Annotated in this window: 14 protein-coding genes and 1 pseudogene; 7 read left to right on the top strand and 8 right to left on the bottom strand. The window is 46.8% G+C overall.

The annotated features are described in order from the left end of the window. Both NC981_RS19935 and NC981_RS19930 read left to right on the top strand, forming a co-directional pair. Complete coding sequence (locus tag NC981_RS19935) at positions 1-888, top strand: GNAT family N-acetyltransferase (RefSeq protein ID WP_348244535.1); 888 nt, start codon at positions 1-3, stop codon at positions 886-888. Further along, positions 885-1,946 carry a cupin-like domain-containing protein gene (locus NC981_RS19930; protein ID WP_348244534.1) on the top strand — a complete coding sequence of 354 codons (1,062 nt, stop codon included), beginning with the start codon at positions 885-887 and terminating at the stop codon, positions 1,944-1,946. The genes NC981_RS19935 and NC981_RS19930 overlap by 4 nt, the downstream gene beginning before the upstream one ends. A 68-nt stretch (positions 1,947-2,014) precedes the next feature. On the opposite strand, the gene NC981_RS19925 is transcribed toward NC981_RS19930, so the two are convergent. After that, positions 2,015-3,004 carry a cyclic nucleotide-binding domain-containing protein gene (locus NC981_RS19925; RefSeq protein ID WP_348244533.1) on the bottom strand — a complete coding sequence of 330 codons (990 nt, stop codon included), beginning with the start codon at positions 3,002-3,004 and terminating at the stop codon, positions 2,015-2,017. 337 nt (positions 3,005-3,341) lie between these two features. Beyond that, a complete protein-coding gene (locus NC981_RS19920) occupies positions 3,342-5,084 on the bottom strand; it encodes a ShlB/FhaC/HecB family hemolysin secretion/activation protein (protein ID WP_348244532.1) in 1,743 nt (580 codons plus the stop codon). A 346-nt stretch (positions 5,085-5,430) separates the two neighbouring features. On the opposite strand from NC981_RS19920, the gene NC981_RS19915 reads away from it, so the two are divergent. The 4 genes from NC981_RS19915 (at position 5,431) to NC981_RS19900 (ending at position 13,447) form a co-directional block, all read left to right on the top strand. After that, on the top strand, positions 5,431-9,327 hold the full coding sequence (locus NC981_RS19915; protein ID WP_348244531.1) for a CHAT domain-containing protein: 3,897 nt from the start codon (positions 5,431-5,433) through the stop codon (positions 9,325-9,327). 161 nt (positions 9,328-9,488) lie between these two features. Beyond that, positions 9,489-10,259 (top strand): DUF928 domain-containing protein, encoded by a 771-nt coding sequence (locus tag NC981_RS19910; protein ID WP_348244530.1) that lies wholly within the window; start codon positions 9,489-9,491, stop codon positions 10,257-10,259. A gap of 106 nt (positions 10,260-10,365) precedes the next feature. Then, entirely contained in the window at positions 10,366-11,145 is a 780-nt protein-coding gene (locus tag NC981_RS19905; RefSeq protein ID WP_348244529.1) for an MBL fold metallo-hydrolase, read from the top strand. 25 nt (positions 11,146-11,170) lie between these two features. After that, on the top strand, positions 11,171-13,447 hold the full coding sequence (locus NC981_RS19900; protein ID WP_348244528.1) for an adenylate/guanylate cyclase domain-containing protein: 2,277 nt from the start codon (positions 11,171-11,173) through the stop codon (positions 13,445-13,447). A 598-nt stretch (positions 13,448-14,045) separates the two neighbouring features. Here NC981_RS19900 and NC981_RS19895 read toward each other — a convergent pair. The 4 genes and pseudogenes from NC981_RS19895 to NC981_RS19880 form a co-directional block, all read right to left on the bottom strand. Continuing rightward, on the bottom strand, positions 14,046-15,032 hold the full coding sequence (locus NC981_RS19895; protein WP_348244527.1) for a homocysteine S-methyltransferase family protein: 987 nt from the start codon (positions 15,030-15,032) through the stop codon (positions 14,046-14,048). 565 nt (positions 15,033-15,597) lie between these two features. Next, the gene (locus NC981_RS19890; RefSeq protein ID WP_348244526.1) at positions 15,598-16,182 is read right to left on the bottom strand and encodes a transposase family protein; all 585 of its coding nucleotides are present in this window, start codon (positions 16,180-16,182) and stop codon (positions 15,598-15,600) included. A 43-nt stretch (positions 16,183-16,225) separates the two neighbouring features. Then, a complete protein-coding gene (locus NC981_RS19885) occupies positions 16,226-16,888 on the bottom strand; it encodes a hypothetical protein (protein ID WP_348244525.1) in 663 nt (220 codons plus the stop codon). A 65-nt stretch (positions 16,889-16,953) separates the two neighbouring features. Further along, positions 16,954-17,214, bottom strand: a pseudogene (locus NC981_RS19880) (IS6 family transposase); the annotation flags it as partial. A 408-nt stretch (positions 17,215-17,622) separates the two neighbouring features. Between NC981_RS19880 and NC981_RS19875 the strand changes: the two are divergent. Next, positions 17,623-19,851, top strand: coding sequence for an ATP-binding protein (locus tag NC981_RS19875; protein ID WP_348244524.1), 2,229 nt, complete (start codon positions 17,623-17,625; stop codon positions 19,849-19,851). Between the two features lie 79 nt (positions 19,852-19,930). Here NC981_RS19875 and NC981_RS19870 read toward each other — a convergent pair whose 3' ends face one another. Both NC981_RS19870 and NC981_RS19865 read right to left on the bottom strand, forming a co-directional pair. After that, the gene (locus NC981_RS19870) at positions 19,931-20,452 is read right to left on the bottom strand and encodes an SET domain-containing protein (RefSeq protein ID WP_348244523.1); all 522 of its coding nucleotides are present in this window, start codon (positions 20,450-20,452) and stop codon (positions 19,931-19,933) included. A gap of 240 nt (positions 20,453-20,692) precedes the next feature. Next, a complete protein-coding gene (locus NC981_RS19865; RefSeq protein WP_348244522.1) occupies positions 20,693-21,550 on the bottom strand; it encodes a hypothetical protein in 858 nt (285 codons plus the stop codon). Between the last annotated feature and the right edge of the window lie 156 nt (positions 21,551-21,706).

Raw genomic sequence — 21,706 nt, 5'->3', positions numbered from 1 at the left:
ATGCTGACTCTAGAGCGCCTGAATTCGATTACAGCCTTTCCTTATCAAGCCTTTACCTTTCCTGCATTTCGATCGCACCTCCAATGCTTAGGAACTTCCTGCATTGCCATCGGAGCGGTAAAAGAGGGTTGTCCGGTCGGGTTAATTCTGGCAGAACTTTCAGCAGACTTAAAGCGAGCAGAAGTGCGATCGATTTTTGTGATGCAATCGGCTCGAAATCAAGGCATTGGAACCGCACTGCTCGGAGCGCTGGAACAATCTCTAGCCGATCAAGGTTGTGCTGAAGTTCAGCTTGTCTACATGACCGGGAAACCTTCGGCTTCGATTCTGGAGCGATTGTTAGAAAAGTATTGTTGGACAGTCCCGCAAACTCGAATGCTTGTGGGACGATCGACGATTGATCGAATGGCTCAAGCCCCCTGGATGGCTCAATCTCATCTGCCTGCAACCTTCACGATTTTTCCCTGGGATCAACTCACGCATGAAGATCGATCGTACTTGCAACACCAACAAACCACCGCCACTTGGATTCCCTCCGATCTTGCCCCTTTAGAACAAGAACCGATCGAATCGCTCAATAGCTTAGGAGTCCGTTATCAAGAAACTATCGTGGGCTGGGTGATCACGCATCGCTTAAACCCAGATACAATCCGCTACACCTGTAGCTTTATTCGGGCGGATTTTCAGCGTCGAGGGCGGATCATTCCGCTTTATGTTGAAGCGATTCGACGACAAGCGCAAGCAGGAATTCGCAACGGAATTTGGACAGTTCCGCTTCGTCATACTGCCATGTTTAATTTTGTGCAAAATCGGATGGCTCCTTATATGACCTCGATCGCACTAACAAAAGGAGCTACAAAATCACTCAGTTCGGAGCAGTCAGGATGAAAACGCTAGACAACATTGAACGAATTTCCGCGCTTTCAGTGCAAGTGTTTGAACAAGACTATCTTCTCAAACAGAAACCTGTCGTTCTCACCGATTTGTTTGCATCGGATGCAATGAATGAATTGAGAACGATCGAGAGTGCCAAAATCCACCTAAGCTCAATGCCGTTAGAAGTCCAGGAAGAGTTTACTTCGTCAGTTCTCAAAACCTCGATTTTGCTGGATCAGCGTGAAAAGAAGCTTTGGTCATTTCAACAGTATCTTGACTATATTGAAGCTAATCCAGACACTCGCTTAATGGCGACAGAAGGACTGACTCCGCCTGAGATCCGACAACGCTTCGATTTCCCGGACTATGCTCGAATCAATGGAGATGAGACTTTCTCTGATGTTGCATCGCTGCTGTTTCTTGGGAATGCGGGTAACTATGCTCATCTCCACTTTGACGGGGATTATCGTCAAGTGTTGCTTCATCAAGTATTTGGCACAAAGCGGGTGATTCTGATTCCTGCGAACCAAGCGCAGAAGCTTAGTCCCATCGGCAATTTTAGTAATGTTTTTCTAGAAAACTTCTCTGAATCCGACAAAACTGCTTTTGTTCACTATGCAAACGGCTATGATTTTCTACTTTGTCCGGGTGAAACCGTGTTTATGCCTGCTGGCATTTGGCATTACTTAGAATACTGCGAGACGGGAATGTCGTTTAGCGTGCGCTTTGGTCGAACCGAGCAACTTCGATTTTTTGGAGATAAACTTCACGCTAATTTTTACTTACAGAACCTTGCAACTCATTTCATCGCTCAACAGCATCCAGCAATCTTCGAGGAGATTCAGTCTGCTTATCACAAGATTTACCCAACGCCTGTTGCTAAAGCACAAGCCCTACAAGCCTTGTTTGAATTGATTTATAGTCGGTTGTGTTCAACGAGCATTCAAAAGATGTATGCGTTCACAAATTTCGATGCAATCAATGAAAGCCTTTTACAAGCGGAAGCACAGCGTTTGTATCCTTCCCCCGTCTCCATTCAATCTTTGCTGATGGGTTGGAGTGGTTTCTAAGCTCATTGATCGTTAACGTGAAAGAATGTGAGCATGGCGGTAGAGACGGCTCTACCATCCCTCACTTCTCACCGACGGAGTTGCTGAATAATCCAGTCAAAGCGAGTCCCTGCGATCGCAGTGCCCTCAAGAATATCCAAATCAAGTTCGTCTTCTTCGAGTTCTTCAGCATCTTGTGCGATCGCGGCAGAGGCAATGCCGCTCCGAATTAGCAGATCTTGACAGCGACTCGACAGAACTTGTGCGGTTGCCTGATAGAACCGTCCTGCAAACGCTGCATCTTCTTGAAGTTTCATGGCAAGTTGAGCCTGCGAGATCCGGAGCACCCAGGTTTCATCTACCGCTCTAACGCTCGCTGAAGCAACTCCGCCATCGACAAACGATATCTCTCCCAAAATATCGCCTTTCCCCCGCTTCGCCAGTTCTCGTGTTTGACCTGCGATCGAAATATCAATGCCAACCGTGCCATCAAGCAGTAAATACACGGCGGGCACAGGCTGACCTTGCTGAATCAAGATTGTGCCTGCTGTTGATTTTTCAGCACTGCCATTTGCCATCATCCAAGCAATATCCGCATCATTCAGCGTTGCAAAAAACATCAGAACTTTGCGGAGCGGTTCTCCTTCTCGAATCTGCCGATGTACCAAAGATGTACTCAAATCGCGCAGGTATTCAGACAAGTTGATGGCGAGGAGTTGATAAAAACGGGCAGCAAATCCACGATCGCGACTCAACTCGGTCTTAAGTCTTGCTTTTGGAATGGCTAACACCTCTGACGATTGCTCTGCAAGAATGCTGATCAGCGCAGGTTGATCGCTCAGTAAGCTTGTTGCTCCTGCAAGTTCGCCGACTGAAAATAATTCAGAATGCTCATAGTTCGCCCAAGATGCAGCGAGTTGACCTGTCAGACGCAGAAAGATGTGATCGATCGCTGTGCCGCTTTGGATCAACAGCGTGTTGGGTGCGTAAGTCGATCGATGCGAGAACTGAATCAAGGCTTCTAAATCCTGATCGTGCAGGATACGAAGCACCGGGAGAGATGAAGTGAGTTGGTTCACGATGATCTAGAGCAGTAAGTTTTTGGATGAGTAATGTTAGTTTTCAGGCTTCTGAGGTCTTCATAATACCCGGATTGATAAATTTTGAATCGCTTGATTTGGCTCAAGGCAATTCCAATGTATCTGAAGCTGATATTCCGCTTTTCTTGAATCTCGTCAATGATAAACCTACTCAATTTGGCATTGCTGAATGCAAGTATGGTTTGCCCTCATCCCCAACCCTTCTCCCTAAGGAGAAGGGAGCTAGAAACCTCTTGTTCCCTCTCCCTGGGGAGAGGGCTAGGGTGAGGGCGAATCCGAAATTCATACTCAAATTCAGCAATGCCCTCAATTTAAGTCAAAAACGATAACCCACACTAAAGGTAAATCCTTGGTCTTGAGCATTGTTTCCACGATCGCTGAGTTTGACAAAGGGCACTGCATAATCTGCTCGAATCGTTAAACGCGGAATCGGCTCCAAAATCAGCCCAATTCCGCCTGATGATAAAAAACGTTGACTTGGCAACAGATTCGGATTGTCTGAGCGATTCCAAACTGTGCCAAAATCCACAAATGGAACGAGTTGTAGAACTGGAAGTCCTGCTGCATTCCGTTGAACGGTGATGCGGTCTTCAACTGAAACTCGAAACCCGTTATCTCCCGATCGCGCATTCTGACGAAAGCCGCGAATCGTTTGTCCGCCCCCGATGATAAATTGCTGTGAAGGCAGCAAACTATCCGGTGATAGTTGAATTGCTGCTTGAGCAATCAAAAGATGATCATTGCTCAATCGCTGAACGCGTTGAACTTGTCCGAGCCAGCTAAAAAATCGCCCGTCTGGAATCGGGGAGTCGTTTACGGTCGCGTTAAAAACATTTAGACCGAAGTTGAATTGCGATCGCAGTACCCAAGCCCCTCGCGGATCGCGGCGCACATAGTCCTGTCCGAACTGCAAAACTCTAGTCCGACTGTTGCCTTCTGCATCCGCACCAATCCCAAATGGAAAAGGCGTATCTTGAAACAAGAAGGTTTGACCATTCTGAACAGTAAAGCCGAGCGAGAGCGCTAGTTCCTCACGCGGCGATCGGATCAAGGGCTGTCGATAGCTAATTTCATGGAGAGCCGTGTTGCTGCGAATACCAAATGCAGAGAAGTTGGGAGCAATAATCCTGCCTCGACTTGGTGCAATTCTCAACTGAACAACACCATTCATTGCATTCACAGGCAGTTGATAGCTAAAGTCGAACGAATTTGAGCCGCCTTGCGCTGTGCGATAGTAAGATGCACTCAATTCGTCACCAGAGCGAGCTAAGTTTTGATAGCTTACAGTCGTACTGAATCGTTCAGATCCGACACTTGCTGGAGAAAAGTTGTCTGCACCAATAAAGCCTTGAAGTTGTGCGGCTTCTTTGATCTGTATGGCTAGGATGCTTTGTCCAAGATTCTCGCCAGGTTTGAGGCTCGCTTCTACGGTTTCAAATAATGGATCAGCTTTAAGTAATTGCAGTTGGTCTTCTAAGCGATTTTTGTTGAATGGTGGCTTTGTTCCGATTTGTAAGCGATCGCGGACATACTGTTCACGCAAATGCTGTAAACCTCGAACCTCAATGGTCTCGATCGATCCTTCAATGACTCGAATCTGAACAACGCCTTCTTTGACGGTCTGATCAACAAGAATTGCTCTAGAGGTAATGAATCCACGCTCCAGATAAAGCTGTGTGATCCCATCTGCAACCGATTGCAAGTCTTCTACTGTGGCGGATTTGCCCTCGATCGGCTGAGTAATGCGCTGTATCTCCTCAGGCTTAAGCACTGTGCTACCTTGCACTTCAATTCGACGCACCAGAACTTTAGACGATTCTGGAGTTGTTTCGTTCGTTGGAGTGGGTGCGGGTTGCTGATTGTTAGGTAAAGCCTGTTGTAACGGGTTTGTTGCTGGTAGCGCCTGTGCTAGAAGATAACTTGAGATAGATTCTGCTGAAGCAGGACGAATCGACCATAAGCTCAACAGCGTACTAAACAAGAAAAGCTGACACCGTACCATAGAAGCCTCATATATAATCCAGAGAAACACACCGGGATTGTTGGATTCGGCTTTCAAGATACTCGGAAAACTGATAATTGGCGCACTTTTCCTTGATTCTCAGGAGAGGCAGCGATCGACTGCAATTTCAAGGGCATTCAACAGTAAAATATCCAGAATTCCTTTAACTCTGCGTCTTAGTTCTAAGCGTTTCTACGGTTGCTCTCCCATCTGCTAACCCTCCTTAATATCTGTCATTATGGCTCTCGCTACACACGAAAGCTGTATCTAGCTTCGCTGTGAAACAACTCTAGCTCTACAGGAACACTGAGCGACAGTTGCGATCGCAGTTTGGTTGCCTGCCCAGAGTCGCTTGTCCTGATTATCGATAAAGCCGATGATTGCTTATTACTCCAGCTTCCTGATGACTGTCCTGAAAAAACTTCCGTTCGCGATCGCACTCATTGGTGTAGCGGGTCTAAGCCAGACTGCAACGGCTCAAATTGTTCCAACCGGAGGAACAATTTCAACACTCAACGGCAATCGATTTGATATTACTGGGGGAGCGCGATCGACGGATGGCGCGAACCTGTTTCACAGTTTCACCCAGTTTGGGTTGAATCAGAACCAGATTGCCAACTTTCTCTCTGATCCCACGATTCAGAATATTTTGGCGGGTGTGAACGGGAGCAATCCATCCATCATTAATGGATTGATTCAAGTGACAGGCGGCAACTCTAATCTCTTTTTGATGAATCCGTCTGGTATTCTCTTTGGCAATACGGCTTCGCTCAATGTTCCGGGTTCTTTTACTGCGACGACTGCTCCGGGAATCGGTTTTGGGGGAAACTGGCTCAGTGCAACCACCACGAACTATTCAGCCTTAAACGGCAATCCTGATGCTTTTGCCTTTCCCTTTGCGTTGAGTGGCGCGATCGTCAACACCGGAAACCTCACGGTTCCCAACGGAAATCTGACGCTGCTTGGGGGAACTGTCGTTAGCACTGGCACGCTTGCGGCTCCGAATGGGCAATTGTTAGCCGCCACAGTTCCAGAACGATCGCTGGTTCGCCTCAATCCAACTGGAAGTTCTCTCAGCTTGGAAGTTGTTCCATCTCTGGTCTTTGCTGCTCCATCGGTTGCCACACTTCCGCAACTGCTCACTGGCGGAACGGGCACGAATGCAACTCGCTTGACGCTCAATCAAAACGGGGAAGTTGAACTAACCGGATCAGGATTACGGATTGGGAATGGTGATGTTGCAGTGAGAACTCTTACCGCTAAAGCAGCAACCCTATCCGCCGCTCAAACGCTTACCCTGTTTGAGAGCCAGTTTCAAACCACTGGAAATCTCAGCCTCTTTGCGAATGATACTGTCAGAGTGCGAGACAGCGTGACCAATCCGGTACTGATCCGATCGCAAGGTGATCTCTGGCTTCGCGGCAACCAAGGAATTGATATTCTGGCGCTCAATCATCTTCAACAAACGCCCTTTGTCAGTGGTGGCAACCTGACTCTGATGAGTGATGGCATCATCTCTGGAGATGCTCATTTTGCCAGTCGGGGTAACTTCACGCTGCAAACCCTGAACGGCAATCCAGGAACATTCCTGAGCTTGTACGATCCGATCATTAGTGCAAATGGAGATGTCTCTTTCGGAGATTACACCGGAGCCTCTCTCAAAGTCGAAGCGACAGGCAGCATTAGAGGCGGCAACATTACGATCACTCAGCCCGATGTGGGGCTTACTGGATCTGATCCAGATATTGAAATTCTTAGCACTCGTCCTGCTGTCATTCTTCGAGCAGGCTTAAGCACACTTGCGAATCCGGTTAGTAGTTTCCCGGTGACAGCGGAAACCTCAACTTTCGAGCAGAACGCGCCAACCACTCCTGCGAATGTCAGCGTTGGCAATATTAGAACAGGACTGTTTTTTAGCTCTACTTCTCTAGATACGGTAATCATTCAAGCTCCCGGCACGGTCACTACAGGGGCGATCGATACCTCTGCAAATACCACGATCGATGCACTTGGTGGCGGGGTGAATATTAGTGCAGGCGGAGATATTGTGACAGGGGCGATCGACACTTCTGCGGTGAGTGCTTTCTATACCAACATTACGGTCGGTGGAGCCGTGAGCTTGACCTCCACTAACGGAAACATCACCTTTGAAAGTATTAACACTCGCGCAATATCCGGGGGTGGTTTTTTTGGAGGCGGGGAGCGACCACCGATAGAAGGGGAACTACCAACAGAAGGGGAACTACCGATAGAAGGGGAATCACCAATAGAAGGGGAACTACCAATAGAAGGGGAACCATCGACATCAGGAATTGGAGGCAGTGTTCAACTCTTTGCGCTAAATGGTACTGTTCGAGGAACTAAATTCGTGCCCCTGTTTCCAGCAGACACAATTCATACACAGTCCAATGCGTCGAGTGGAATCGTCGAAATTCGTCATGATGGTGGCATTTCCAATGCTCCGTTTGTGGTTGGAGATGCTGCAACAAATGGAACCGCAGGCGCAATCACAACCGATACTACAATCTCGCCGACAACTGCCTTCGGAACAGTTGGATCAGTCACTCAAAGCAATGTGACATTCACGTTTAAAAATGATGCACCGACTCTCAGCGCAAACACAACACTGTTCCCGGTTGAATCAGGACAGTCAATTACTTTTACAACTCGCGATCTCGCTCCCCTAGTCACAGATGTCGATCGTGATGCAACAACATTGTTTCTGAACCTTCCGCCCGGAGCAACTTTGAGAATCAATGGCGTTCCAGTCCAAGGGTCAACCGTGCAAATCTCCGCAGATCCTCAAACTCCTCAAACCTTTGAATACACTCCTCCGTCTGGAACAACAGGCAGCTTTTCAGCCTTTACGCTTACTGCATCCGATGCTGTCGCGACCTCTAACCCTGTGACTGTGCAAGCGACGGTTACAGCCGCACCAATTCCTCAACCGGATACCCCAACTGAGCCGAGCAATCCACCACAAGAAGCCCCAAAACCCAATATTGATCCGGATGAGTTTGAACAGGAGTCAGAGGAGAGTTTAGATGAAATTCCCACGGTGAGTAGTTCAGACTCGTTAGAAGTTGATCCCTTCATGAGTGAAATTGATGAGGAGGTTTCACAAGGGTTTGAGGATTATTTAGAACTCGATGAAGTTGAACCGAAAGAGCTACCAGATGTTCGATCGGATCTTTCAGATGTAGAAACCAATACTGGCATTAAGCCTGCATTAGTTTACGCCTTGTTTGTACCCAGCGATATTTCTCAAGCGGAATCAACAAGGCGCTCTCAGGCTGATCGCGATCGCGACCAGCTAGAACTGTTTATTGTCACCGCAAAGGGCGCTCCGATTCGCAAGCGAATTCCTGGAGCAACGCGCAGCACAGTGGTCAAACTCGCGCGACAGTTTCAAAAAGAAGTCTCCGATCGCAATCGAGTCCGCACGACAACTTACCTTGCTCCAGCACAACAACTTTACCAATGGTTAGTTGCACCACTAGAAGCTGAGTTTAAGCGCCGCGACATTCAAAGCTTAGTGTTCATCACCGATGCAGGACTGCGATCGCTGCCCTTTGCTGCCTTGCATGATGGCACGGGCTTCTTGATCGAGCGTTACAGTTTGGGATTGATGCCGAGTATCAGTCTCACCGACACTCGCTATAGCGACATTAGAAAATCTGAAATTTTGGCGATGGGGGCATCGCAGTTTCCTCAAACCGATCAAGCTCCTTTGCCTGCTGTCCCGCTCGAAATTAACACCGTAACGACGCTGTGGCGCGGAAGAGGCTTTTTGAACACTGCATTCACGCTAGAAAACCTGAAATCTCAACGAAACAGCAATCCTTATGGAATTGTTCATCTTGCAACTCATGCCGAATTTCAACCCGGCACACTAAAAAATTCTTATATCCAACTCTCGGACACAAAGCTCCGGCTCGATCAAATCCGACAACTCGGTTGGAACAAGCCACCCGTTGAACTGCTGGTCTTGAGTGCTTGCCAAACGGCGTTAGGCGATGAAGACGCAGAACTGGGTTTCGCAGGTCTCGCTGTTAAATCTGGGGTCAAAACAGCAATGGCAAGTCTTTGGTCGGTCGATGATCAAGGAACACTAGAGTTAATGACAAAGTTTTACCAAGCTTTAAAGACCTCACCGATCAAAGCAGAAGCACTCCGACAAGCACAGCTTCAACTTCTAAAAGAAAAAGACAGCTTACGTTCTGATGAGTCGGCAACGAAACAAACATTCTCTCATCCCTACTACTGGTCGAGTTTTACGATGATTGGAAGTCCTTGGTGAAGGATGCCATAGCTCACGATCGCCTCATCCGTCCTGCGAAATTTCCACATTTTTGATCCGGCTGAATTTCTAACCTGAGTAGCCCTCGCGATGACCTTTGATTGCTGTCCTTTCTAGGATGACAGCAGCGCTCTGTTCGCAAATCGTCACTAAACAAATCTATGAAACTGTTTCAATCTCTCTTAATGATTCCCTTGGCGCTTGGAGCATTCTCGGTTCCAACCGTTGCTGCTCCAACTCAGCCGCGATCGTCGCAACTGTCCACTCCGACTCTGATTGCCCAAGCATTTAAACCACCAAAGCGCGGTGCGCCGAAGACTACAGCAGGTGGAGCGACGCGAGGACAGTGTGATGCAAGCCGTAAGAGCCTAACTCCCTTACTGCCCAAAGATAAGTTTGGCTTAACGGTTTCAGACCGTCCCACGCTGTTTTGGTCACTACCTCAAGCGGTGAGCGGCACTGCTCAACTCACGATTCTGGGTGACAAAGAAAGTCGTGTGGTGTATGAAACGACGATCGCACTCCCAAAAACGGCAGGCATTTTTCAGTTCACTTTGCCGCCGGATGCTCCCGCGCTCGAAGTGGGTCAGCAGTATCGCTGGTTTCTGAGTATCAACTGTAAGGTAGACGGCACAGGCAACGAAATCAGCGTCGATGGGTGGATTGAGCGAATTGCAGCCAATCCAGAACTCACCCAAGCACTGAAAACAGCAACTCCGAGAGAACAAGTAAGGCTCTACGCAGAAGCAGGAATCTGGCACGAAGCCTTAACGATACTCGCTGCATTACGCTTGAGGCAACCGAGCGATCTCAGGCTGAACATGAGTTGGAGAGAGTTGCTGCGATCGGTCGACCTTTCTGCTGTGATGTCTGAACCCTTGGTTAATACTTGTCAATCTATGGTTAACAGTCATCAATCTACCCAACGTTAGTGTAGCTTTTTAGCGCTTGAATGTTGTTCTAGTGAAGACTAGCAACATTCAAGTCTTGCAATGCTGATTGCTGCCTGAATTTTAGATGCCCTATGTTGCTTTTACTATGCCAAACCTACTATTTCTCGGATCAGGATCAGCATTCACGGTTGGCGGAGATAACTTTCACTCCAATATGCTCTTAACGAGCGATCGCGGACGAAAACTTTTAATTGACTGCGGCTCTGATATTCGCTTTTCACTCTATGCGGCGGGACTGTCTTATCTAGAGATTACTGATATTTTTATTAGCCATCTGCACGCTGATCACGCGGGCGGACTAGAGTTTATCGGCATGACGCGGCGATTTGATCCACGCTGCGATCGTGCCAATCTTTATCTCAGCAAAGATATTGCGAGTGAACTTTGGGACAGAACCTTATCCGGTGGAATGCGATCGATTGATCAAGATATTGCAACACTGGACACTTACTTTACAGTTCATCGCATTGGTAAAGGAGAAGGGTTCATGTGGGAAGGAATTCGATTTGAACTCGTACGCATGATTCATGTCGATACAGGATTTTATGTCATGCCGAGCTACGGTTTATTCTTTGAAGTTCAGGGCGTAAAAGTCTTTATCTCAGGAGATTCACAGCTTTGTTTACAGCAGAACTATCCGTTTTATGAGCAAGCTGACCTGATTTTTCATGATTGTGAAACCGCGATCGCCCGAACTCCGGTTCATGCTCATTACAGCGAACTGATCACATTACCAGAACGTTTTCGCCGCAAAATGTGGCTGTATGGTTATCAGCCTGGACTCTTACCTGATGCTCAAAAAGATGGATTTTTAGGGTTTGTTCGACGAGGACAACAATTTGAGTTATCTCTAATCACGGCTTAACATTAAAGCACTAGGAGCAAACGCGATGATTTGGACGAGATTAAAACGACAACTCTGGCATTGGCGCGGTGTAGTGATTGCAGTCCCCAGCGTAACGATTCTAGTGCTTGGATTGCGGTTTCTGGGTGCACTGCAAATGTTAGAACTTGCAATGCTCGATCAGTTCTTCTTGATGCGCCCATCTGAGTCGAGAGAGTCTCGGATTGTTATTGTCGAAATCACAGAGCAGGATTTACGCAACATTAAGCGGACGCAACTCTCAGATGCAATGCTTGCTCAAGTCTTGACCAACATTCGGAATCAGAAGCCGCGAGCGATCGGCTTAGATATCTATCGGGATCTGCCTGTTGAACAAGGTATCCAGAAGCTCAATCAAGTGTTTTCAACTACTCCGAATCTAGTTGGAGTTCAGAAGATTGCTGAAAGTGTCGATAGTTCCGCAGTTGCGCCACCACCGATTTTGAAGCAGCGCGATCAAGTCGGCGCGAATGACTTACCGATCGATGGGGATGGCAAGATTCGCCGCAGTTTGCTTTATTTGGATGATTCAGCAGGCAATACGGTGTTTAGTTTTAGCTTTAAGCTGGCTTTGCTCTATCTGGAAAAGCAAGGTATTCAGCCCGAACTGACTCCAGATGAGAAAATCAAGCTAGGTCAGGCAATTTTTCCCAGTTTTGCTTCAGATGATGGTGGATATCAACGAGCAGAAGCGGGAGGATATCAAGTTTTGCTCAACTATCGCGGGCAGATTCAGCAGTTTCCAACGATTTCGTTGACTGAAGTAATACGGAATCGCATCCCGGCTAAGTTGATGCGCGATCGCATTGTATTAATCGGCAGTACGGCTGAGAGTCTCAAGGATTTGTTCTACACACCTTATAGTAGCAGTTTGCTCACTGCACCCAAACGCACGCCAGGCGTGGTGATTCATGCTAACGCAATTAGCCAAATTCTGAGTGCTGCACTGGAGAAGCGATCGTTGATTCACGCTTGGAACGAGCCAGTTGAGAGCGCTTGGATCATCGGCTGGGCGGGTCTAGGGGTGCTTTTGATCTGGTGCAATCGATCGACCAATCAATCCTCTAAACTGAGCGATCGATATCGTCTAAGTTTGATTATCGCAAGCATTCTCACGGCTGGAGGCGGGTTAGTCTTGGTGGGCTACGCTGCATTTCTACAAGGACTCTGGATTCCAGTAGTACCGCCTTTGATAGCTTTGACGGGTTCAGCAATGTTTGTGACTGCTTATATTGCTCGAACTGCGGCAGAGATTCGTAAAACCTTTGGTCGCTACTTAACCGATCAAGTTGTCGCCAGTTTGCTCGAAAATCCGGAGGGGCTGAAAATTGGCGGAGAACGGCGAAAGATTACGATTTTGACCTCGGACTTACGCGGCTTCACCGCAACTGCCGAACAACTTCCACCCGAAGAGGTCGTGAAGATTCTAAACATTTATCTCGCTGCAATGACCGATGTGATCACAGCTTATCAAGGCACGATCGATGAATTCATGGGGGATGGCATTTTAGTCTTGTTTGGTGCGCCAACGCTCCGAGCTGATGATAGCGAAAGAGCGATCGCTTGTGCCATTGCGATGCAGCAAGCCTTGATCCCGGTGAACGAAAAACTTCAACAACTGGGCTGGTCAGCTTTAGAAATGGGCATTGGGATTCATACCGGGGAGGTTGTGGTTGGTAATATCGGCTCAGAAAAGCGCACGAAGTACAGCGTGATTGGGAGCCATGTGAATTTAACCTATCGGATTGAATCTTTTACGATCGGCGGACAGATTCTGATTTCAGAATCGACTGCACAGGACGTCAGCGATGCTCTCGTGTTTCGAGAAGTGCAGCAGGTGCAAGCGAAAGGCATTAAGCATCCGATTACAGTTTATGATGTGAGTGCAATTCGGGGAACTTACAACTTAGCTCTGCCAGAACGCCAAGAGTCCCTAGTTTCACTGCCCCGATCGATTCCGCTTCAATATGCCGTTTTAGACGGTAAACAGATTAATGGCACTTGGTTTAAGGGAGCTTTGATCCAGCTTTCTGAACGGGGTGGAGAAATTCAGATCGCCGACCTCAATCCGGAGACATTTCCCGCAGTGCAAACCAATCTCAAGCTTAATCTTTTTCTACCAGATGAACCAGCTTTTGCTGAGGAAGATATTTATGTGAAAGTCCTGAAAGTTTCATTGAACACAGGACTAATTCAGGTTTATTTCACAGCAAGGAGTCCTTACGTGAAGCTTCATCTAGAACAACTCTTTACTCTGAGTCTGCAACAAAGCCACACCTGTTAACCGTCGCGATTGCTATAGCAATCCTAATTGACTCGTGAAAAGATGCCATACAGTTGAAGCTTGGGGAAACTAAACACCTGTTGATGCAGGACAAACTCAAATAATTACTTGATCAGTGCAAAGGAAGTGGGGTAAAAAGTTTGTATTTAACAATCAGCACCTCAGATACCATGAACTCAAAGTTTTTTCTTGAATAGATGATAAAGCCCTCGTTTGCTGCTCACACGCCAAATGTACAAGACCAATTGAAGCAGGATAAAACATTGAAAGCCAAAACCGAATTAACGCATCCTACCTGTTTAAGACTACCTAAAATCTTTGCGACAGAACTGCATTTGCTGAATTGGGTCTTCTTGCTTTACCGAAGGACAAGATTGAATTGTTCTTCGGTAAAGCTTTTCACAATTTCTCCTGACATGATCTGCCCTGGAACGACGACATCAACAGTGAAGATGCCACTGGGGGCAAGAGCTTGAAAGATGCGCTGAAACAGTGAATCTAATGCAGCGTCATGGGTCGTAGGAAATTGTGGTGTCCGTAGGTGAGACAGGGTAGTGCATAGGTTGTTCTCCAATAGTCAGAGAAGGCTGTAGATTGGTTAAACTCGTTGCATCAATGTTGCAGATGAAACATATGTCCAGAATAGAGGTAGGCAGGCTTTACAGATGGCTTCGACGTGGCGATCGTCCGTCCCGCAACATCCTCCCAGTACGTTTAAGTTTGGAAGCGTAGCTTTTAGCGAACGATATTGGCTACCGAGTTCTTCGGGGTTTCCATCGTCCAGCGTTTCTGATTCATTTAGCTCTACGTGACTCTTAGTCGAAGCGTTAGCTCGCAATCCACGAATCCGCTCTAGCCAGGGTTCACCTTGGGTTAATGTGCTGGCAAAGTGAGTTGGATGGGCACAGTTAATCATGTAGTAGGCAGGCTCGTGATTCGTTACAGCATCAACTTGTGCGATCGCATCTTTCAAACTCTGTCCAGTCGGTAATTTGCCATCTGTCTCTAGGGTGAATGAAATTACGACAGGCATCCCAATCGCTTGAGCTGCTTGAACAATACCGATCGCTTCTTCAACGTAGTTCATCGTAATTGCTGTTACTAAATCAGCATCCGCATCGCGAAACGTTTCTATTTGGCTCCGATGATAGTCTGCTGCTTCATCCACTGTCATGGCATCCCCAGGAATATAGCCATCTCCGCGAGGACCAACACAGCCACTAATCACCATCTGACATTGCTCAGTTTCGTATTCCTGTCGAATGTCGTGTAAGAGCGCGATCGCTTTGCGGTTCATCTCTACGAGTTCCGCACTAGAGTAACCGAGTTTAGTTCCCCAATCTGGATTTGCCCGCCAAGTTGCACTCTCTAGAATGAGTCCAACTTGATAGTTTTGAGCCATTGTTGCGTAAGTGCGGAAGTAGTGAGTCAAAGATTGATAACCTGCTGAGTGCTTCAACAAATCAAAAGCAGCGAAATCAGGCAGATCGATTTCTTCCTGGAAAATGAGCGTAGTTTCTAGTCCGCCATCGGTAAGGAATAGATCATTTGAGAGTTGCGGTAAATTAGCTCGATATTGTGCCATGTTAGTTCTCCTGATTGTTCTTGAGTTTTAATTATTTCTGAGACGGTTATGCTTTACACGTTCGGTTTCATCTACCTATGCAATCCAAGTTGCAAATACGAATTCAATTTCTAAGGTTTCTCCAATGGCTAATTGTTGCTATTGCTAGGAGAAGTCTTGGAGCCGCGACCTAGTTCTAAGTGTTCTTATGAAATTGTTGCAGAACTCCCTTGGGCATTGGGCAGGATGTAGTGGTGCCATTTATCTGGAGACACGTCATGCGATCGTGCTTACCCGACTGTTTCGTAAATTGAATTCGCATCGCCATCTTCTCCTGGAGCGTTGAACCTATAGTGTTGAACCTAAGTTAGCGGGAGTAGCGTTCTTAAAGCGTTCCTAAACCGTTCAAGCGGCGACCGGTTAAACGGTTTAGGTGCGATCGCTGAATTAGTGCGTCAATATAACAGCGATGTCATCATGAAGACCAGCAGCTATGCTTGAAAAACTGCCCAATTTTTGACAAATCTTGACTTCATGTTTCTAAAGTTCACTTCTTCATTAGACCTCTTGCGTGAATCAACGTGAATCAAGAACTGCGAGCAAGCTCAATATTGACGATCGCGGCGATGAGATTAAACCGCAACCCAAACCGTCGTCTCCGAGCACTGCGCGACGCAAGCAAGTGCGGGTAACGTTCTGCCAGAATCCGCCAAATTTTAAAGCGACGATTCGTGTGTTCTGCCACAATTCGCAAACTCGCAAGCATCTGATTGTAGTGCCGCTCCTCCTTGTCGAGCTTTGATTTTGCTGACTTCTTGGTCGGGGTGCAACTGTAGGGATGCAATTTCGCTAACCCTTGATAGCCTGTGCCAGCGAGACACAACTGTTCGGGAAGCATGGGGCTGCGGTACTGCTTGAAGACTCGGAAGTCATGCACTCGTCCCTTGCTAAACGCGGTACAAATAATTTGCCCCGTCGATTGATCCACCACGACTTGTGCTTTTAGGGTGTGCTTGCGCTTCTTGCCGCACTTGGCTTGTCCGCCCCGTTTTCCTGCTCGGTCAAGGTCGGGGCGCAGCCCCTCAACCATCTGCTCAAAGGTTTCAGGATGCACCCCGCATCTGCGTTTGAAAGCACTCGGCTTGAGCGTCTTGAGTTGTTCGTAGGTCATGAGTTTGTCCTCCTTGACCTATTTCTACTACCCCCGCATCGATTCACGCAAGAAGTCTATTGATGCCAACTTGCCGGGTTCGTTGAAAACTATAAGTTAAAGTCGGTAATAAGTTATTCTGCACATTCAGCACGGTCTGTAGCGGAACATTGACATTCAGCGAAGTATTGCGTGTTTGAGTTTTGAGAACGGTAGGAATGTTGGCTAAGTTGTCCTCATTTTGACTGGATTGATATTGAATCGTTGCACCTGCGATCGAGGCGTTAAAGCCGTACTGAGTTTGTAGCCGATCCGCTGTAACACTGGCTCCAACCGTACCGAACTGTGGTTCAACCCGTTCGTGACGAAAATTCAGCGACAGTCCTAAAGTGCGAGCTGCGTCAAGTCTGACATCTTTAAGCAGGTCATAACTTGCCTCAGCATACCAAGCGTTTCGCGTGACAGGTTCAACTTTCACAATGTCTAACTGATCTGTAAGTTGCGGATCACTTGATGGATTCGTGAAAGTGCTCCGTACAAATCCAGCATCCGCTTTGAAGCGACCAGAAGCATCATTTGCTAGCAAGCGAAAGCCAATACCACGACTCTCTTCTGCATCCACGACCTCTCCTGCATTGAAGTTCCCAACAGGCTGACGCAAGCCTCGCATCACCGTTGTTTCTAAACGCACCCCTCCCGCTTGATTTTGTAAGAGTTGAACGCCCAAAGTTACAGCCGTGACAGTATTTCTTGAATTGTTGAGTCCGAGAAGGTTATCGAAACCCACAATGCTCCTTTCACCTGGAGGTAGGTCTCATCCACCCGCCAGGAATCGTTGGTCTGGTTCAGGTGCGATCGAACTCGTTTGTCCAGTTCTGGGGCGTAGCTCAATACTCACTGATAAATGGTGGAATAATCCACTTCCACCCCTTGCTCCGCCATCATCTCTTCTAGGTTCCGATAGCTCAAGGGATAGCGACAATACCACCGTATATTCAGCAGGATGATTTCTGGCAGAAAGTGCCGCCACTTAAACAAGGATTGGGCAACCATTTAAGATAAAGTGAAAGAAAATTGAGCCTCCCCACCCTACCATTTTTGCGACACAACCCTTTTTGCCGCCTCATGTAGATTTAACACTATTCCGAAATTCTGCTTTGTAAAATTCTGTGGGAGAGTAGCCTGATTTTAGGGAATGTTGATTGATGAGATCGGCGCTTTAGTGGTTCTCTTCAATGTTGAAGTAGAACACGAATTAGCCCTCAGACAGCAATATAGCAATTCTAATTGGTTTGTAAATTGCATAAATCCTGCCCTCACCCTAAATTTCTCTCCCTCAGGGAGAGGGACTAGATTCTTGCTCCCTTCTCCTCTAGGGAGAAGGGCTAGGGATGAGGGCAGATCGATTTCATAACTCAACTAGGATCGCTATAGTTCTACAATTTCTACTTGCCCTGCTCTATGAAATCGAGTTCCCATCAACCCAACCAGTCCCTCACCCGTAGTACCTTAATAAAGATGGGGTTTAGTTTAGCAGGTGTGATTATTGCTGCAACCGGGATCAGCTATGTTCATCTAACACACTCCATCCAAACAATCATCCTGTCGGATTTAGAAAAGTATAGCCTTGATCGCGGCAAGCACGAGGAAACTCTATTTAAGCTTGCGGAAGATAATCATCAACAATTTAAGCAGCGATTTCTCAAGAATCTCAAGAAGATGGGAGAACAAGACCCACAGCAGAAATTCGCTGAATTAGCAATTCCGTGGTCTGATGGAACTCACCGCAATTTTCCTCAGAGTCGCGCCATTGAAACGTTTGATACAGAACTTTATCCGCATCTCTTCATTGGCAAAAATACTTCAATTAACGCAGAGTTACGTCGTCACACGATCGTCGCTTATGATTTGCTGAGTTATTACGGTGCTGCTTGGCATAACCGATTCACAAACACCTATGTTATTACCCCGGAAAATGTGGAAATTGGGTATTTTCCTGGTTTTGCTTGGGGCTTAGTGGCAAAACCTGATTTGTACTTGCCCAAAGAAGAGTTCTTCCACATTTCAACTCCAAAGCAGAATCCAGCTCGCGAGACGAAATGGACGGGGCTTTTCTTTGATGACGTTGCTAAACTTTGGATGGTGACAGCCGCGACTCCGATCGATGATGCTCAAGGCAACCATATTGCAACGATCGCCCATGATGTTGTGTTAAACGATCTGATGGAGCGAACTGTTAAAAATACGCTTCGAGGAACCTACAACATCATCTTTCGTGAAGATGGGAGACTGATTGTCGATACTGCTCGAATGGAGCAAATTAAACAGAAGCAAGGTAATTTCAACATTCTCGATACTGGAGATGCCCATCTCAGACGTATCTTTGAGGCTGTTAGAACTGCAAAATCAGGGCAAATCATTATTGATAATCCCTCAGAGCACGAGTTCCTTGCAGTCACAAAACTAAGTGGGCCGGATTGGTATTTTGTCGTCGTTTATCCTAAAGCATTAATTAATGAAATTGCGCTAAATAACGCTAGAACCATTCTAATGGTCGGCTTAATTGCGCTGGTGATTGAAGTGCTACTGCTGTATTCCATATTACACAAGCAGGTCACGCAACCGCTCAAGCAATTACTGGTTGCAACCGAGCAAGTCGCAGATGGCAACTTTGAGATTGAGTTCAGCTTTAAACGGCAAGATGAGATTGGTCGCTTAACTACGACTTTTACCAAGATGGCAAATCAGCTTCAAAGCTCTTTTGCATCCTTGGAGCAACAGAAAGATGAGTTAGAAATTCGTGTACAAGAACGGACACAAGAACTATCACAAACCTTGCAAGAGTTACAGCAAACACAAAGCCATTTGATCCAAAGCGAAAAGATGTCTAGTTTGGGGCAGTTAGTGGCAGGCGTTGCTCACGAAATCAATAATCCTGTTAACTTTATTCATGGTAATCTTGCCCCTGCATCCGACTATGCTCAATCCCTACTGAAATTACTTGCGCTGTATCAGCAGGAGTATCCCAAACCAACTCCAGCCATTCAAACTGAAATTGAAGAGATCGATCTCGAATTTGTACAAGAGGACTTACCCAAGCTCCTTGACTCAGTTAAGCTTGGCTCAGAGCGAATTCGCAACATTGTTCTATCACTGCGTAACTTTTCCCGCTTGGACGAGGCAGAGCTTAAAAGCGTTAACATCCACGAAGGTCTAGAAAGTACGCTGTTGATTCTGCAAAATCGATTGAAACCAAAACATGATTCTCCAGAAATTCAAGTCATCCGAGACTACGGTGAGTTACCACTTGTAACTTGCTATGCAGGACAGCTCAATCAGGTGTTTATGAATCTTTTGGCGAATGCGATCGATGCCATCCATGAACAGCGAAAACACCGCTCCCTGGGAGGAGAAGCTCATCTCGATCAAATTCAGATTCGGACTGAGGTGATTCAGCAACAATGGGTCAGAATTGCGATCGCAGATAATGGCACCGGGATACCGGAGGATATGCAATTAAAGCTATTTGACCCCTTCTTTACCACCAAGCCTATCGGGCAGGGAACTGGCTTAGGTTTATCAATTAGTTACCAAATCATTACTCAGCAACATCAGGGTAAGTTGTACTGCCACTCTGTCCCAGGACAGGGGACAGAATTTGTGATTGAGTTTCCCCTTCATCTTGCATAAGCGAGCAATAACGCCGCGATCGAGTGTGTTAAGAGCAACGATATAGCATCATCACTCTCAACACGCTTGATGTTAATGGTTACGATGCTCGCAAAATGTTTAACTCTCTAGCCTGTCCGATGTACCATTTGGAAAGGTAATTCGCAACGCCGTTTTGATGCAGCTTTTCTTGTTTTACCTTTGACATCTCTGTAAATCCAAGACTACGCCCTTCACAATGGGCAGAGCGACAACGGCAGCTCTGAACTGCGATCGACAGAGCTTCTGTCATTCCGTAATGCCAGCACAGTTCTTCACTTACGAGAATATCTCTCGTTGCGTAGAAGCTATATCCACCCAACTCATTGTCTCGGATGACCAAGTTGAAATCACAGCCATGATTAATCAATCGAGCAGGTTCATCTAACTCCACATGGCGTTCCCAGTCAACCTGAAAGGAGTGTTCAGTTCTCATTGATGTCACTTCGATCGGACAACCGACACAAACCAATGTTCCAGATGGAATAAAGCATTGAGCAAACACACCCTTCCCTTTGCCTTCCACCTCTTGAACTTTGAGCATGGAGGCATGATTATGACACGAAATAGATTGAGTAGACATAGGGTAAGTGAATGAAAGGACAAACAAACGTTGCAATCTCGCTAGTGACGTTCCCAATTCTCAAGCTCGCTCTCAGGTTAGTATATTTTGCCTGCAAATGGCAATACTAATGTCAATTGAAATGTGAACGCTGCAGCAATAGATTTTGTATGAAATATGCATGCAGTATTGGGCAACAAAATCTCTCCTGCTTATGGAATAACAAGCAGCGATTGCTAAATTAGGCAGAACTGACTGGGCTTAGATTGCTACTAAGAGTGGTGATAAACGACGTAACTCTTGATGCACCAGTTGAAAGAATCTCTGCTGAGTCTGATTGAATTGAGCAAATCCCTGATCTGCCCACTCTACAATTTGTGCTTCGGAAGCATCAGCATATTGCACCACTTGATTCAGTGCTAACAGCGCTCCGTCTGAATGTTTTAATTCCACGCCCTTTGTTCCAAAGGTTCCATGAATCACAATCCAATACCAAGGGCTAACGCTTCCCGCCTCAAAGTGCAGCTTGTTTTGTTTGATAAACTGACCGAATTGCGTCTGACGTTGCTCTGAATAAAGCACCTCATTGATGATGCTACATTCGTATTCTCCAACGATTTCGGCTCCAACATGGAAGCCCATTGCTCGTACCATGCTGCTAAGATCGTCGGATTGGGCATCGTATCCCTCATTTACAGCTTTCAGAACCCCTGCAAGCCAATCGCCGGATGTTGCTACATCCTTGATCTCTGCTTGGGATAGACCTGCATACTCTGCCAATTTATCCAGTAGTCCGTAAGAAAGCGTTCTATGAGAGACATTCGTTCTCGGATCACGAAACTCTTCCAGGGCAGCAGTGAGTACGTTAGCTGCTACATCCATTGCTCGCTCTGCATGGGCTGCAATTGCACAGTTTGGATCATATAGCAATTTACTAGATCCAATGATGCCTGCCAATCGCGGCACTAGAAAACTATAGCTTCTGCCATAGTGGACAAATCGGTGCATGAACAGATACAACGCTTTTGGGCTGCAAACGGCTTCTCTACAGGCTGCTTCCATCACGGCATTAACAGATGGAACATCCAGTGAACTCTTGAAACTTTGAGTTGTAATCATGCCAGCTTTCTACCTCAAATTGCGATATTTAGTCGTGACATTCCTAGTCACAGTCAACCTGCTCGATTGAAGTTTCCATCAAGAGGTAAGCATGAGCTTAACCAGCACCTTTGCAATGTAAAGGTAGGACGATCCTGCACTCGGCTGAGAATACTA

Source organism: Leptolyngbya sp. DQ-M1 (assembly GCF_039962505.1).
Lineage (GTDB): Bacteria > Cyanobacteriota > Cyanobacteriia > Leptolyngbyales > Leptolyngbyaceae > Leptolyngbya.
The sequence above is the reverse complement of the archived record's forward strand: the minus strand, read 5'-3'. Positions and strand labels throughout refer to the sequence as shown.